9 protein-coding genes are annotated in these 16,662 nt (G+C 30.9%); 1 reads left to right on the top strand and 8 read right to left on the bottom strand.

What is annotated here, in order from left to right; genetic code table 11:
* Positions 1-7: 7 nt before the first annotated feature.
* The 3 genes from N456_RS03855 to N456_RS03865 all read right to left on the bottom strand — a co-directional run bounded on the left by N456_RS03855 (position 8) and on the right by N456_RS03865 (position 8,404).
* A complete protein-coding gene (locus tag N456_RS03855) occupies positions 8-4,759 on the bottom strand; it encodes a sacsin N-terminal ATP-binding-like domain-containing protein (protein WP_062054104.1) in 4,752 nt (1,583 codons plus the stop codon).
* A 186-nt stretch (positions 4,760-4,945) separates the two neighbouring features.
* On the bottom strand, positions 4,946-7,510 hold the full coding sequence (locus N456_RS03860; RefSeq protein ID WP_062054106.1) for a DEAD/DEAH box helicase: 2,565 nt from the start codon (positions 7,508-7,510) through the stop codon (positions 4,946-4,948).
* A 3-nt stretch (positions 7,511-7,513) separates the two neighbouring features.
* Positions 7,514-8,404: a HamA C-terminal domain-containing protein gene (locus N456_RS03865; protein ID WP_062054108.1), complete on the bottom strand. Its 891-nt coding sequence runs from the start codon at positions 8,402-8,404 to the stop codon at positions 7,514-7,516.
* An 870-nt stretch (positions 8,405-9,274) separates the two neighbouring features.
* Here N456_RS03865 and N456_RS03870 point away from each other — a divergent pair.
* Positions 9,275-10,606 carry a tyrosine-type recombinase/integrase gene (locus N456_RS03870; RefSeq protein WP_062054110.1) on the top strand — a complete coding sequence of 444 codons (1,332 nt, stop codon included), beginning with the start codon at positions 9,275-9,277 and terminating at the stop codon, positions 10,604-10,606.
* Here the strand turns inward: N456_RS03870 and N456_RS03875 are convergent.
* The 5 genes from N456_RS03875 to N456_RS03895 all read right to left on the bottom strand — a co-directional run bounded on the left by N456_RS03875 (position 10,596) and on the right by N456_RS03895 (position 16,622).
* Positions 10,596-11,381, bottom strand: a complete 786-nt coding sequence (locus N456_RS03875; protein WP_062054112.1) for a M90 family metallopeptidase — start codon at positions 11,379-11,381, stop codon at positions 10,596-10,598. The two genes, N456_RS03870 and N456_RS03875, sit on opposite strands and share 11 nt — an antisense overlap.
* Positions 11,382-11,400: 19 nt before the next feature.
* Entirely contained in the window at positions 11,401-11,613 is a 213-nt protein-coding gene (locus tag N456_RS03880; protein WP_062054114.1) for a heavy-metal-associated domain-containing protein, read from the bottom strand.
* 23 nt (positions 11,614-11,636) lie between these two features.
* Positions 11,637-13,895 carry a heavy metal translocating P-type ATPase gene (locus tag N456_RS03885; RefSeq protein ID WP_062054116.1) on the bottom strand — a complete coding sequence of 753 codons (2,259 nt, stop codon included), beginning with the start codon at positions 13,893-13,895 and terminating at the stop codon, positions 11,637-11,639.
* 139 nt (positions 13,896-14,034) lie between these two features.
* Complete coding sequence (locus N456_RS03890) at positions 14,035-14,649, bottom strand: class I SAM-dependent methyltransferase (RefSeq protein WP_062054428.1); 615 nt, start codon at positions 14,647-14,649, stop codon at positions 14,035-14,037.
* A gap of 11 nt (positions 14,650-14,660) precedes the next feature.
* A complete protein-coding gene (locus N456_RS03895) occupies positions 14,661-16,622 on the bottom strand; it encodes a heavy metal translocating P-type ATPase (RefSeq protein WP_062054118.1) in 1,962 nt (653 codons plus the stop codon).
* Positions 16,623-16,662 lie beyond the last annotated feature (40 nt).

Consider the following 16,662-nt stretch of genomic DNA (forward strand, 5'->3'; position numbering starts at 1 on the left):
TATTTATTTAAACATAAACTGTCTTAAATATCTGTCCGAATAAAGGTAGCAACTCCACATTTTCATCTTTAAAACTTTTAGCACATGCATCTATAAAGATATGCGCAGTTTTACACTTCGACTTTCTCAAAGGGTCAAGTAAAACTTTATTTAATGAAATTGCAGTTTCTGCAATATGATGTTTATGCATATCATATGTTGACAAATAGTTTGTAATTCCGTTATGGAAGCCATGTCCAACAAAATAAAAAATCAAACGATCTTCTTCTGTTAAGTAATGAAATAGGCTAGATAAATCATATTCTAAAGAACTTTTCATAGCTTCTTCATTAAGGAATGAATGAATATTATTTGCGTCGACATTCATTCGTTCAATTAACATCTTCTTGAATTTTATAGCATCATTATTAGCATATTTTACAGGTGATATTTGATGTTCTTTTTTAACAGCATAATCTTCAATCCCAATAATAATGGCTATAGTTCTATTAAACCCTGGAACGGCAAGTGTTTTAGAAACATTAGATATATTTTCTTCGGGTTCTGTAATTGATTCTTTTCGAGTGTATTTTTGGTTATCAAACAATATATCATTGCTTGATTTCATTGTTTTAATTACAAAAACAGATTTTTCGTCAACTTGAACCCAATCATAAGTTACCGTTGGAATTGGCGAAAGTAATGAAATTGCTTTTTTTGTAATTTCAACAATTCTAAAATCAGCGCTAAGACCAACTACCTCGTTCTTAGTAATATTGATTTCTTTAAGTCCGAAAATTAAAGACCCCCCATTGGTATTAGCAAACGATGAAATAATTTTAGCTATCTTTTGTGGAACAAATGGGACAGCATTAAAGTCTAGTTCCTCATTTTTGGGAGTATTTAGAGAAGTTTCTATATCAGAAACATTAATATTTCTGACAGGTATTCTGTTAATACCAGTTTTTTTCAAAAGTTGGCCTATAGTTACTTGTTTAGGGAAATTCACGCCATCTTCACACCATAATTCAGCATCAACATATTCAAGAACATCAAATTCTGATGTGTAATAAAGTAATATGAACTCTTTATCAGATGGTCTTGCTACTACAGTAATCTCATTCCCGTTTTTTGTTATACCTCCTAGAATACTTTCAGCAATCTCATAATAATTACTACAATCATATTCCGGGTGTATTTCAAGGTATTTAATCACATTTGAAACAGCTCTCTTAATAATATTCTTTGTATAATTTAATCCATCATAGTCTGATTTTGATAAGTGGAAGAATTCTGGCGAAATTTGTCCTTTACCTATTATTTTTCCTGATTTTGTTAATAAGTCTAAATTTTGATTATTTGCTTCAGATTCAGAAATACTTATATCAAGAACTTCTTTAGGTATACTAATATTTTCTTGTTCAAAATACTCTTTAATTTCGCTAACAGTGGATCTAAGTAAAAAATCTAACTTTTTATCGTGTCCAACTAAATAAAAATATCGACATAAGACTTCAGGTAATCTCAATAGTACGTTATTTGAATTCCAAGGACTGGTTACAAAAAGATTGAATTCATTAAAATGAACATTAACACTTTTAATAAAATCAATATCTGTATAATTGATATCAAGTTTTTCTGCTTGATAAATATTTAATTCTTCAATTTTGTTATTAAGACTTTCTAGAGATTCATTTGTGTTTTCATTAGTAGCTTCACTACTAATCCAAATTCTAAAATAAGGAAGAATAACTTTCAAATGACAAATTAAACTACTACATACTTCTTTTTTGATTGAAGTTAATTCAAAATCACTTTGTTTTAGAATTTTCACTTTAAAGTAAAACAAAAAATTCTCTAGATTAGAATGCTGTTTATTTTCAGCATTCATATCTAGAAAATAAAACTGATCTTGAAAAATAGATTCGTTACCATCTAAGAAATATTTAAGATCATTAGATTTTGTAAATTCTTGTTTAGTATTTAATAAGGAACCACTATTTGCCCAGACTTTAACTTGTGAGATTTCTTCTTCACTCCAATTTATACTTAGATCTAATAATATTTTGTAAATGGATTGAATTCGGTCTAAGTTGCCTTTTCTTACTTTACTTTCTTTAGTAAGATCTAATGATATCCTATTAAGCAATTCCAGATAATCTGATAATTCAAGACTTGTTTTAAAGTTGAAAAAGGCCTTCCAGTCTTGAGGTAGTTCTTTACCATAAAAAACAGGCAAATAGTTACCTGATATTTTGACAATATCTTCTGAATTAATAAATGTATCATTTGCCTTATAGCATGTTTTCATTAAGGTTGGAATACATTTATTATTCCTAACATACCACCGGATGTAATTAGCTACCTCATTTCCTGTATTTCTTCCAGCAAAACCTTCTCTTCCCCAGTAAGCAGTTGCAAGAGAATCAAAACTAACAAAATCAATATTGGTGATAACATCAGACCAAAATAGTTTAGAAAAGCCATATTTGAAAGTGTTTTTAATGAATGTTAATGTTGTTATACCTGAATAATAATCTGCTTTAAATTTTGTAACAAATGGTTTAAAATATTTATCTTCTCCTTCAAAATAATCTCCTTTAAATTTATATTTTTCGATTAAGTTGGTCTTACTTGTTTTATCATAAGTAATAGATGCTATAGCTTCTTTTACCCCCATCATTTTAAAGAAACGTCTCAACTCATCTTTGTGAGATGTATATTTAATGTATTCTTGGCTTACAAAAATATCATCCTTTAAAACAGGTTGTAATTTTAGTTTTGGAAAATATGAATCAGAAAAATAACAAGATTTTGCCGACAATAAATTTCCTTTTTCAGTTAATATTTCTAACTCTGATAGCTCACCTAATTCTTCTTTCCCAATATCTCCTTTAACATAAAGTCCGAATATATTTAATATTGTTTCTATTGAATTTTCAAGCGTACTATATGTGGAAGCATTTTCAATTATAGTTTTCCTTAGATAGGAAAGGTCTGTTTTCTCAATTACACCTAATTTTTCTAACCATATTCTTGTCTCTGTATTCTGTAATAGAAAATCTTGGGTTTCATTATGCAGAAAAGATATTTCACTATTGGGGTCATTCCAATTGTTATCATCAGGTGTTGGAAAATAAATATTACTGGGACGATGAAGTTTTCCCTTATGATCAAGTATAAATGACCAGTTCTTAATTACCGAATCAGAAATATTTTTTGGTTCTTCATTTTCACTTAACTGTTTAAAAAACTGAATAAGTTGAATGTTTGCTAAAGTTGTATGAGACTTAGAGAAGACATCCGATTCCAATAATTTAGATACCTCATTCCACTCAAAAGAGGCTACACCAATTTCTTTGAATTTTTTTTCATATACCTTAAAAGGTAAAAATGGGTTTGCATTAATGCTTTTTCTATTCTCTTTTTGAATTACATATTCTCTTATCAGACTTTCTGTAATAAATGGCTCTTTTGAGATTGAAGTGGAGTCAATTATAGCTTGATTAATTTTAATCAATTCCTCCTGATTTGACAATATAAACGGAATAGTATCAAAAGCATTTGATACAGCCTTACAATATGAAGAACCTAGTGAATTAGATATGGTAGATTTTGAAGGTATTAGTTCGTAAGCATTATATTTATATTTTCCTTTTACAAGTTCGGCAACCCATTTTAATAATTCAAAAGGAATATTATGAAAAAGCCATTGATTCCATTTAGAATTTTCGTGTAATGTTTCTCTATTTGCTCCAATAACAAAACTACTATTTACTAGAACGGGTATCTCATACTGCGTCTCTTCTGTAGGAAGATAAGAATACAGAAGTCTTTCATTAATCCCCAGTTTTTGAATACCATATTCACCTAATTTCGCTGCAAAAGTTAATTCTGTTTCACTCGCATTTAACAGCTTATCTGGTATATTTCTTTCTTCTTTTAGTTTTGATTTTATGGCATCAGGGACTTGTAATTGAATTGTTTTGATTAGCCATGATACTTTAATTTTCCCATTCTGCTTAATTTCTACTGTCTTATCATTTTCTTCTGTTTGTCTATGAAGAGTAATAATATTTGAAGTTTTTAAGTTAAAATCTAGCTCTTCAACGTTTTTAAGAAACAAAAACATATTAACATTCGAAGACAATTCATTTATTGCCTTCTTAACATCATCCTTACTTTTAGATAGCAATACGATTGTTGCAACTGTCCATTCTCCGCTATCTAAAAAGCTTTTTATTCTTCTATCTACATCTTCATTACAAGTATATATCGGAATAATTTGCCAAGGATATGAAAATTGTCTTTCATTCTCTTCCTCCCAGATTTGCTGATTCTCTCCCCATTTACTATTCCAATCAAAAGCATATCCCGAATCAAATCGAAAGTATTCATTATTCGTATATATGATAACTTTGCTGGATTGCCCAAAAACAGCTTTAAAACCAATCCCTTTATATCCCGTTTTTTCTACTGAATCCTTTTTTGTTCCATCACTGACTCCACATATACCTCTTAGGTCTCTTTTATCGAAAGGTTTACCTGTATGTGCTACAACCAGATAGTCATCAAAAAGTCTAATTCCAACTTTGACAAGTTTTTCTGACATTACCGAATCATCGGCATTTTGTAGTAACTCATATATGAACCTCTTTGAATCAGTATATAAATCAACAGATAACGATCTTAGAGATTCAGCTTGATTTATCGCATGTTCAGGCTCTGCGTAACCAGTATTTTTTTTAAAAATATATTCAATGTCAGCTTTTAAACTCATACTACTTCTCATTTTTTAGCATAACAAGGAAAAAAGTTAAATTTTCTAGAAATTACAATCATACTTATAAGTTTATTTGAATTTTATCAAAAGCGCAATTTTAATTCTTCTTTAAAAAAATCAATTAGTCTTTCTCAATAAGAAAAAACACTTTGTCTAGATTTTGATTTTTACCATTATCTATTTCTATAATATTCTAATTATTTCGTCATATTCAAGTGTTCCTTTTTTAAACTCTGATATAACCATATTTTTATTTACATTTTTTAATTTACCGTCTTCTATACTAAGAGCTGGTCTACATTTTCGATAAATGGCTAAAGCTGTATGTCTTGAAAGTCCTATATTTTGAAGTGCAATTGCTATTCTGTTTTGTGTTCCATATTCAAGTAAAGAAGCCCAGTTTTCTCCAGCGGAATCTTCTCCTAAAATATTAGCAATGACCTGATAATAATGATTAAAATATTTTTCGAAAAGGAAGCGTAAAACATATTCTATATTATCAATTATATTTTCTATAACAATATTGATATGCTTCTTATTTCCTTTTTCAAAAGGAGCATATTCATTAAAATCAACCGCTATATCAACACCATTGTTTTCGTGATAATCAATGGATTGCTTTATTATTTGACTTAGACCAATACCATTTACCCATTGATTCATAAGAAGTGCGTAATAAGAAAGACTTTTTTTATTCTTTAGTTTCTTTTCTGCATTTTCCCATTCGTAAATTTCGAACATAAAATTCAAAATATCTAAACAAGTATTGTAATCTATTGTAGAACTATTTGGTAACGTTATGCTTTTTCCTTGTTTGTGTTGTTTTAATAACTCTATAAATACCTTGTTTTGAATTTTAAGGTTTATAGATTGATTCGAGTTTAAAATATAAGAAGGAATTGAATAGTCTTTAACTTTATTTTTAGCAAGTTCAATAATTTTTCTCTTTTTTTTCTCTATTAGTTTTTCAATTAATGGGCTTTTGTAATTTGACTTTATTTCTAATGTATCTACACTTATGATATTGGCAATATATTGTAAAATAGCCTTTTCTTCTTCTGTACCAGATATGTCTTGCTCATTTAGTATCTTTTCAATTCGCTTTAAATTCCTATCAATTTTTGTTAAAACTGTTGGTGTTAATGTTATCTCAGATTTATTAAGGATTTCTTTATTATCCCAAACACAGTTCTCATGTTGAATACAGAAAATATTACCATATAATTCTTGTGAAAGTCGCCCAGCTCTGCCTGATAAGTTCCAAAAATCAATTGGCATTAATTTTTTTAACCCGTTTTTATTATTTAAAATGAAAATATTCTGAGTAGGCATATTAACACCTTCGAGCAATGTTGAAGTGCAAAAAACATTCTGTACTTCTTCATTTTTATATAAATTCTCTACGAGGTTTCTAATTAGTTGAGGAAGTTTACCATAATGAAAAGCAACTTTATGCTCTAATAAATTTGCTAAATAGTATTGAGGATGAATATATTCTTTAATTTGTTTTATTGCTTTGCTTAAAGTTTCACTCAAATCAACTTCTGCGACTGTTTTTGAAAACTCATTTGCTTCATAAATTGTCTTTGATTTACTATTACAATAAATTAAATTGTTTTTATTTAAACCTAAATGTTTAATAAGTTCTGTTGTCGAATTTGCTACTTGAAATAATTCAAAATTTTCAATATTTGTATTAGTGTCATTTTGTATTAATTCAACATTTTGACTTAATAAATCTATAAAAAATAAATTTTGTGAAACTGGTGATTCATTAGTTTTGAATGTACTATTTGATTTGTTTCTGTCAAATAACTCTAGAAAAACTTCAGGATTTGAAACATTTGGAGAGGAAAAATACAACTTTATGTTTCCGTATTTTTTAATTGTTTTTTCTATAGCCGTGTATGTTGTTACACTTCTTGAATCTTTTTCATTTGCTAATTTATGAGCTTCATCTATAAATACAAATCCAATAGGAGGGTTGTTTTCTTGAGATAAATAACTAATAAGTCTTTCAGGCGTTAAAATTAAAATATAGTTATAAGGTTCATCTCCTATGAAGTCATTTACATTTGAATTAGTTAGAATTCGATATTTATATTGTTCAGAAAGTTCTTTTATTTCATCTTTTAAATCAAGTGTGAATTGATTAATTAAAGCCCTTGTAGGAACAACTATAACTAAATTTTCTGGAGGGCTGTTTCTCATTACTTTCTTTATAAAAGCTTTGATGATAAAAGATTTTCCCATTGATGTAGGCCCAGAAAAACTATATTCAAGTGTATTGCTTAATTCTGAATACAATTCAAATTGTGAATCTGTAAAAACAAAATTTTCAGAATCAGGTACTTTTTGAATAATTTTTTTAGCATCTACCTCTATTGCTCTTAATATGGGTAGAGTAGCAGTGTTTTCATTAAATTCATTTAAGTAATTAATAGCTGGAAAATTTCCTAATTTTGAATAAACAGCTTTTGCAAATGTTCTGTAAATTTCATTGTTTTTAAAATGATGATTTAAGTATGTTATGATTTGATATGATTTATTTCTTGCTTCTGAGAGTGTGGAGTTTGATAATATGTCTGAGAACCTTAGAATATCTTTTAATTCTTTCTCCGTTGGAATGTTTTCCGAGTTATCATTTTTAAGATTGTAGTCGGCAGAAAGTAAAGAACATTTTTTATAAAGCAGATTAAAATAATCATCAGTTAAAATGTCAGTAGTTAATTTGTCTATAATCCTCATAGTTTACGTCATTTGTTTAATAATGTCTTTTCGGTTTTCACTTAAATTTGTAAACGGAACGACATAAACATGAAAATTGTAACCAGTAAATTCAGATTTTTTAATTTGAAAGTTTATTGAATCTGTTATATTTTGAACTTGTTGTTGTATTTTATTTCGAATGTGTTTTCTAAACTCTGAATTAGGTTTATTTAATTCCTCATCTGTAATCTCAATATTGAAGCCTAGAAATATGCCAAATGAATAATCGGTATTTATTTCATCTTCTTTTGCACTTGGAATAATTACTTTTTTAAGAAAATCATATAGATTTTTATCAAATGCTTCTTTCACTAATTGAGAGTTGATTAAGCCAATTTCAAAATCTAATTTTTTGTTTTCTTTTAGTAATTTTGAAAGAGAGCCAAATGCCTCATAAATGCCTTTTTGTAAATCTGAATTTAATTTTGATTCCCCAAGAATTAGTTGGTAATCTGTATCTGTAAGTTTAAGTAGATGAACTCCATCAGCACCTTTAACATAATCGTTATTTGATGTTTTTATTTCTAATTTCGTTAAAATTTTTGGGGCTCCTAAATGAGATTCTAATAAGCAGTAGAGTAGTATCTCTCCTAATTCACCTTCATTAGCAGAATAAATTCTTAGCTTTTCTTTCGCTTTATCTACTAAGGTTGCGTATTCTTCAACATCCTTTAATTTTTGAACCTCTGTTCTTGATAAAGCAAAATGATATAATTGATTTGAAAGCAATCTTACTAATTCATCATAGACAAATGAATTATTTCTAACTTTTAATGTAAATAGATTTAGCTTATTAGACTTATCTAGCTCTAAGTTTTCTATATCATGATAGAATAGGTCTAAAAAGGTTTCTTTTACATTAGTTTCAATCATAAATTGTCGATTATTTCAAAATGTATTGTTTAATTATTGATAAAATAATTATAACTGAATACACAAAATATGGTTACTTGTCCTTATCCACTTTTATTAAATTGCCCTATAGAATTCTTCGTTCGTTTAATGTTTCTTTACGGAAATCCGTAACCATTATCTGTTTTTATCAAACAACCCCATTCTTCAATTTTCGTAATTGAAGAATGGGGTTGTTTTTACTTTCTAAATTTAACAATTATAATTGAGTATAAAAAATCACATAATCCAGAACTTGTTTTTTAATAACTCTCTCCACTTGATAAACAGAGATATATTATGAAAAATACTAAAACAGTTACTTAAAACTCAAATGAGAATTATCATTCATTAAAAACCATATAAAATCTATAATCATATGCTTTGAAATTAAAAATACCCCCCACCTATTCCCCCCACCACTATTATATAAATTAACTAAGCCCTAGCTTTAAATAAAAATCAAAATACTCATTATCAATCATTTACATTGAAAATGAAAATAAAAAAAGAATTTGTGACCTTCGGGTAGAGAAGATAAAAGTCACACTATTTTTAAGATAAAAAAGGCTTTTTAAGTAAAAACAAGTAGAAAAAACAAAAGCTAAAATATTGAAATTCAATATTTTAGCTTTCTTAGTAGCGGGAACAGGACTCGAACCTGTGACCTTCGGGTTATGAGCTTAAAGGTAACACCCTTATATATCAATCATAATATCATTAAATATATGATTTATAGCTATATACATAAATTATAGATTCATTTAATATCATCTAAATTCAAAATATTCTGTACCTATTCTGTACCCAATTTGCTTTATTTTCTTAACTTTGTAAATATATAAATCAGATATGGCAAGTATAAAAATAGTTAGGAGGAAAAATAAAGAGCGTAAAGATGGTACCGCTCCACTTGCATTGAGAATTAGCGAAAATTACAAAACAAACTATAGATTTATAGGACAATATGTCCTTGAAAAAGACTGGGATACTAATAATGGAAAAGTAAAGCGTACACATCCTAACTCCAAAAAACTAAACAACTTCTTGTTAAAAAAATTAACTGAAGCAAACGACATCTATTTTGAGTCAAAAAAAAATCTCACACCAAGAGAGGTAAAACAAAAATTAAAAGGCGCCGGTGGTACTAAGTCATTTTTCGCAATAGCCTCAAATAGAGTTATGAATAAATATGAGAAAGGTATATTCTCAGTAGCAAAATCTGAATTATCAATTTTATATAATCTTGAAGAATTTTTAAATCTTAATACATCGAAAGACAAAGCAACAATAATTCAAGACATAAAAAATCGCAGAAAAGAACGAGTAAGTAAAGGTAGAAAAGGGGAACACTCCTTTTTAGATTCAGTAAATCACTTCAAGAAAAACAAGTCACTAAAATTTCAAGATATTACAGAATCGTTCTTAGATAACTACAAGGATTTTTGTACTGTCTATCTTGGTCAACAATCACGTACCGTCGTTAACCAACTTATCTTTATACGCACTCTCTTTAATAAAGCGATTAAAGATGGTATCGTTGATGTTAAATACTACCCGTTTGGTAGTGATAAACAGAAAATTCGAATTAGCTCTGGTCATAAAATTGGTTTAACCAGTAATGAAGTTGAAAAAATTGAAAATTTAGATTTAGAAATTCGAACATCAATATGGCACACACGTAACGTATGGCTTATCGCATTTTATTTTGCAGGCATAAGAATTTCTGATAGCGTACAACTGAGATGGGCAGATTTTGTAGATAACAGATTGTTATATACAATGGATAAAAACGAAAAACCTGTGAGCTTAAAAATTCCAAGTAAGGCTGCAAAGATTTTAAGTATATATAAGAAATCAAAAGAAGAAAATGGTGGTTATGTTTTTCCTTTTTTAAAAGACACAAATATCGCGAATGATGAAGAAGTTTTTAAAAAGACGAGAAATGCAACGAAACTATTCAATAAATACTTAAAACGCATTGCGATAAGATGCAATCTTAATAAAAATCTTTCAAATCATATTGCGCGGCACACCTTCGGAAATATCGCTGGCGACAAAATACATCCGTTGATGCTCCAAAAACTATATCGTCATAGCGATTTAAAGACAACTTTAAATTATCAAGCCAATTTTATCCATAAAGATGCTGATGATGCATTGGATAGCGTAGTCAATTTTTGATTGGATTTGTTAGTCTTTGATTAAAACACTTTACCAACATTTTATACAATTCTGGATGTTTCTTTTTTAGTAAGTCTGGACGTTCAAAAAAATATTCTGAAGCTACTGCAAAAAATTCAGCCTGATTTGTACCTCCGTATTTTCGGATATCAGAATGATTATCATTTATCGCTTCTATTTCCTTATGGATTAAATTCAACCAAGGTATGGCATATTGATGTTCTAATAATCGCTCTGGCACACCATCTGTTCTCTCGTCTAATTTATCAATAAGATGAACAAATTCGTGTATGCCGGTATTGCTTTTATCGGTTGTATTTTTAAAACCGTGATATAATGCTTTTTTAGATAAAATCATTTGCTTCTCGAAACGTCCATTCCCAACAATTCCTCCAATATTACGCGAATTATCTTTGCTGCCAAATTGCATATCCTCGTTGAAGTTATCCGGATACAGTAGAATTCCACTTAAATTGGTGTAATGCCATTCTTTAAAGCCAAAAACAGGTATTACTGCACTCGCAGCAATTAAAATCTTGTCGAGCTCTTGCAATTCCAATTGTACGCCATCAATATAGACTTCACTTAAAAATTGCATCATTCGCTGCTGAAAAGCTACTTGTCTTTCCTTTAAAAGATTACGATAGTAGAGCACATTATCTAACAACAGACTGTGCCAATGCTTTGGGAAAGGCTGCACCTTTTGTCGCTGTGCTTTTCTATAAAAGTGAACAACCAAAAGAAGAATGACACTTAAGAGAATAACGTAACTCATATTAATTTATTTAAAGGTATTACTCTAAGGACTCTGCCTTAAATCCTACTTTTTGCAAAGTAGCTTTTACATCTTCTTCTGAGGCACCATCACTTTCTACTGTTAGAATTTTATCTGGATTCGCAGTATCAACTTCCCAGCTTTCAACACCATCTTGTTTGTTTAAAAAAGGGGTTACTTTTGATACACAACCACCACAATTGATATTTGTTTTAAATTTTAAAGTTTTCATAGTATTTGAATTTATAATTAATCTTAAAGTTTTACTCGTTTAAGCCTTAAGCTATTTAGAACGACAGATACGCTACTGAATGCCATTGCTGCTCCCGCAATCATTGGATCCAATAAGAACCCATTTATGGGATACAAAACGCCCGCCGCAATCGGTATTCCAATGATATTATATATGAATGCCCAAAATAAGTTCTGACGGATACCCAAAACTGTTTTCTTTGATAGTTCCAAAGCCTTGGGAATGGATTGCAAATCTGACGTTATAAGTGTCATTTTCGCGACGTCCATTGCGATGTCTGAGCCTTTACCCATTGCAATACTTACATTGGCTTGTGCCAAAGCGTGAGAATCGTTTATACCGTCGCCTACCATTGCCACTATCTTACCATCAGCTTGTAATTTTTCAACAAAAGCTGCTTTCTCTGAAGGCATTACTTCCCCTTGGAAATTTGTTATTCCCACTTGTTTTGCGACAGCAGATGCGGTTTTATTATTATCTCCTGTAAGCATATAGACCTCGATACCTCGTTCTTGAAGCGTTGCTATGGCCTTTTTTGAAGTTTGCTTAATCTTGTCTGCAATAGCGAGTATCGCCAGCACTTGTTTTTCATTGCCAAAGAAAATAACTGTTTTTGCTTGCTCTTCGAGACTTTCTGCTGTTTGCATTAAGGAAGCTTCTACTTGAATATTTTTCTCAAGCATTAGTTTATGGTTTCCAACATAGTATTTCGAACCATTTCCTGTTTGAGCTTTTACACCCATTCCTGTAATACTTTCAAAAGAAGCAATTTCAGTTTTTTCAATATTTTCATCTTTTAAGTGGTTGACTACTGCTTCTGCCAAGGGATGTTCTGATTGTGCTTCTATTGCTAAAAGAATTTGCTTGTATTGATTTTGATTTTCAAACTTGTCATTCCAGAGCACGTCTGTTACTAATGGTTTTCCTTCCGTAATCGTGCCTGTTTTGTCAAGAATGACAGTATTCACTTTATGTCCTAGTTCTAAACTTTCGGCATCTTTTATTAGGATATTGTTCTCGGCTCCTTTTCCAATACCCACCATTATAGCCGTAGGTGTTGCCAATCCCAATGCACATGGACAAGCGATAACCAATACCGCCACAGAAGTTAGTAAGGCCTGCGAAAATGCATTATCGCCTCCAACTGACATCCAAACAATGAATGTAATAATAGATATCCCCAATACGACAGGAACAAATATTCCTGCGATTTTATCAACCAGTTTCTGAACTGGCGCCTTACTTCCTTGAGCTTCCTGAACCATTTTGATGATTTGGGATAGTAGTGTTTCTCCACCTACTTTTTCGGCAGTAAATTGAAAACTACCTTTTTGGTTTACCGTTCCTGCAAAAACTTTTTCATCTTGAGATTTTTCAACTGGAACTGGTTCTCCCGTAATCATACTTTCATCTACATACGAGCTGCCTTTGGAAACTTCCCCATCCACAGGAATCTTTTCTCCAGGACGAACTAAAATAGTTTGACCTACTTGCACCGAGGAAATAGGAATTTCTTTTTCTTCCCCATTCTCAATAATTTTTAGCGTTTTGGGTTGTAATCCCATAAGCTTTTTAATGGCCGAAGAGGTATTTGACTTTGCCTTTTCCTCCAACAGTTTTCCTAAAGAAATAAATGTGATAATTACTGTCGCAGCTTCATAATAAACATGTGGCTCAATACCACGACTTAACCAGAATTCAGGAAAAAAAGTATTGAATAGACTAAACAAAAATGCAATTCCGGTACTCAAGGCCACCAAGGTATCCATATTCGCCTTACCGTTTTTCGCTTGATTGAAAGCATTGATAAAAAAGCTACGACCAAACCAAAATAGAATAGGGAAAGCTAATACCAAAGAAATCCACTTACCTGGTCCCCATTGCATAAAAAACATTCCTAATACAAAAATTGGAAGCGTAAGAATGGCTGACCAAATAGTGCGATTTTTTATGTCTTGATAGTGCTTTTGCTGTAGTTCCTGTTGAACTTCCGAAGGATTCTCCGCATCAATGATAATATCATAGCCCACTTCGCGAAGTGCATTTTGAAGTTGATTAGGACTCAACCCTTTGTCGTACTCTACAAGAACAGAACTGTTGGCAAAGTTTACGCTTGCATCAAAAACGCCTTCGGTATGTTTTAGAACAGATTCTACACTCGATGCACACGACGCACAGGTCATACCTGTAACCGGGAATGATTCTTTTATTCCTTGTTTATGGCTCTTTTCTTTGGTTTCAAATATGTTAATTGTCTCCATAATCCTATGTTCATTTGTAGACTACAAATTTCAGGATTTAAAGTCTTTAATATGTTACGTTATTTGCTGAAGGATTTGTAGAATTTACTCATTCACCTTCTTTTATTCAGAAAAATTCAACGGCAATGATTTTGAATGATTACGTTATTTTTCTAAACCAGCAAAACACGAAATTTTGATTGGTATCAAAGGGCGTTTTATGGTCAATTTTAATGCACCTAATTTTATCAAAGTACATTTTAAATTGATTGGTCATGGTGCTTTCCGAATATTGTTTTATCTCTAAACCACTACACTTTTTGGGACCATTTTCAGAAAAAGTGGCAACAACTAAATTACCGTTCTTATTTAGATACTCTTGAACAGTTTCGATATAACCATTTATATCTTGTAATTCTGTTAAGAAATGAAATGCTGCTCTATCGTGCCAAAAGTCATAGTGTTCTGGTGGTGAAAAATCAGCAACATCGGCTACAATCCATTTTACTTTCTTTGATTGGCCTTTTAAACGTTGTTTAGCTCTATCTAATGCAGCTTCAGAAATGTCTAACACCGTGATATCTTTATAACCTAGCTTTAATAAATTATCTACCAAAAAACTATCTCCACCACCAATATCGATGATTTTTGCAGATTTAGAAATATTAGATTCTTTAAAAAAAGATAAAGATGTTTCTGGCACAACTTCATACCAACTCACTTCGTTTAAGGGTTTTGTTTTAAAAACGTTTTCCCAATGTTCTTTTCTCTTCATAGTATTATGCTTTAACTCCAAGTCATTCTTTGCAATCTAACAGCATTCAATATTGCTAACAATGCAACACCAACATCTGCAAAAACTGCTTCCCACATTGTTGCTAAACCACCTGCTCCTAAAATTAATACTATAACTTTTACGCCAAAAGCCAATATGATATTCTGCCATACAATTTTTCGAGTGGAACGACTAATTTTAATAGCTCTAACTACTTTTGAAGGTTGGTCGGTTTGAATAATGACATCTGCGGTTTCAATAGCCACATCACTTCCTAAGCCACCCATAGCTATACCCACGTTACTTGCTGCTAAAACAGGTGCATCATTGATGCCATCACCTATAAATGCTACTTTGTTTTCTGGATTCTTCTTTAAAGCTTCAACTTCATTTAGCTTATCCTCTGGTAATAATCCTCCTTTAGCTTTTTCAATTCCTAATTCTCTTGCGACTTGTTGGGTAATGGAATGTTTGTCACCAGAGAGCATTATTATATTTTTGACACCTACTTTGTGCAAATTGGTAATTGTTTCTTTGGCATCATCTTTTAATTCATCTGCAATAACAACATAGCCTGCAAATGTATTGTCTATTGATACTAACACTATAGATTCTACAATAGTTTCTGTTTCCTCTAAAGCATTGATTTTATTGGCTGTCATTAGAGCTTTGTTACCAACTAAAACAGTCTTACCATTTACAATACCTTTTAAACCTTTTCCTGCTATTTCAGATACTTCGGAAGCCTTGTAATCTGCACCCTCATCTTTATATTCCAAAATGGCTTTTGCGATTGGATGTGTGGATTGTTCTTCCATAGCCATTAGGTATTTCATAAATTCAGATTCTTCCCAACCTATAGACTTGATTTCCTTGATTTTGAAAACACCTTTGGTAACCGTTCCTGTTTTGTCCATCACCAATGTATTTATTTTGGTCATAGCATCTAAAAAGGAAGCTCCTTTGAACAAAATTCCATTTTTTGAAGCTGCACCCAATCCTCCGAAATAACCCAACGGAATGGATATGACTAAAGCACAAGGACAGGATATAACCAAAAATATTAAGGCACGATATAACCAGTCTCTAAAGACATAATCATCTACGAAAAAGTAAGGAATGAAAGTAACACCAATAGCCAAAAACACAACAATTGGTGTATAAATGCGTGCAAATTGCCTGATGAATAATTCTGTTTTTGATTTTCTTGCTGTTGCATTCTGCACCATATCTAAAATTCTCGCAATGGAACTATCCTTAAACTCTTTGGTAGTTTCAATTTCAATAACACCATCCATATTAATACTGCCTGCAAATACTTTCTCGCCTTTTGCAATTGTATCAGGTTTGCTTTCGCCTGTCAATGCTGCTGTATTAAATGAGCCTTTTTCGGAAAGTAGAATACCGTCTAAAGGCACTTTTTCGCCAACACGGACTTGCACTTTTTCGCCAATTTCAACCGTTTCTGGACTTACAGAAATGTAATCATTATTGCGATATACCAAAGCCTCATTAGGACGTACATCGAGCAAAGCTTTAATATTGCCCTTTGCTTTATTTACTGCTGCACTTTGAAATAACTCACCAACAGCATAGAATAACATTACCGCTACTCCTTCAGGATATTCTCCAATTACGAATGCGCCTATGGTTGCAATAGACATTAAGAAAAATTCGGTAAAAAAATCGCCACTTTTAATACTGTTCCACCCTTCCTTTATCACAGGAAAACCTACGGGAATATAGGCTACCACATACCATAGTAAACGAATCCATCCTTTAAAATATGGGAACATATCGAAATAATCGATAGCAATACCTATCATTAACATTACAAAACTGAAAATTGCTGGCAAATAGGTATTAAACTTTCCTAAGCTTTCTGAACCGTTGTGATTGTGACCATCATTTTGACTATGCTCTTTTTTTGGATTTGGTTTTATATCTCGTAAATTGAGTTTCTTTTTCTTCATTGTTAAATTATTAATAATTCAAAGCTATTGTAAAATTGCC

Source organism: Aquimarina longa SW024, from assembly GCF_001401755.1.
GTDB classification, from domain to species: Bacteria; Bacteroidota; Bacteroidia; order Flavobacteriales; family Flavobacteriaceae; genus Aquimarina; species Aquimarina longa.

What these genes read in the sequence shown, in the direction of transcription:
- N456_RS03865 (WP_062054108.1), bottom strand. Translation starts at nt 8,404, where the DNA reads ATGATTGAAACTAATGTAAAAGAAACCTTTTTAGACCTATTCTATCAT.
- N456_RS03890 (WP_062054428.1), bottom strand. Translation starts at nt 14,649, where the DNA reads ATGAAGAGAAAAGAACATTGGGAAAACGTTTTTAAAACAAAACCCTTA.
- N456_RS03875 (WP_062054112.1), bottom strand. Translation starts at nt 11,381, where the DNA reads ATGAGTTACGTTATTCTCTTAAGTGTCATTCTTCTTTTGGTTGTTCAC.
- N456_RS03855 (WP_062054104.1), bottom strand. Translation starts at nt 4,759, where the DNA reads ATGAGTTTAAAAGCTGACATTGAATATATTTTTAAAAAAAATACTGGT.
- N456_RS03860 (WP_062054106.1), bottom strand. Translation starts at nt 7,510, where the DNA reads ATGAGGATTATAGACAAATTAACTACTGACATTTTAACTGATGATTAT.
- N456_RS03880 (WP_062054114.1), bottom strand. Translation starts at nt 11,613, where the DNA reads ATGAAAACTTTAAAATTTAAAACAAATATCAATTGTGGTGGTTGTGTA.
- N456_RS03885 (WP_062054116.1), bottom strand. Translation starts at nt 13,895, where the DNA reads ATGGAGACAATTAACATATTTGAAACCAAAGAAAAGAGCCATAAACAA.
- N456_RS03870 (WP_062054110.1), top strand. Translation starts at nt 9,275, where the DNA reads ATGGCAAGTATAAAAATAGTTAGGAGGAAAAATAAAGAGCGTAAAGAT.
- N456_RS03895 (WP_062054118.1), bottom strand. Translation starts at nt 16,622, where the DNA reads ATGAAGAAAAAGAAACTCAATTTACGAGATATAAAACCAAATCCAAAA.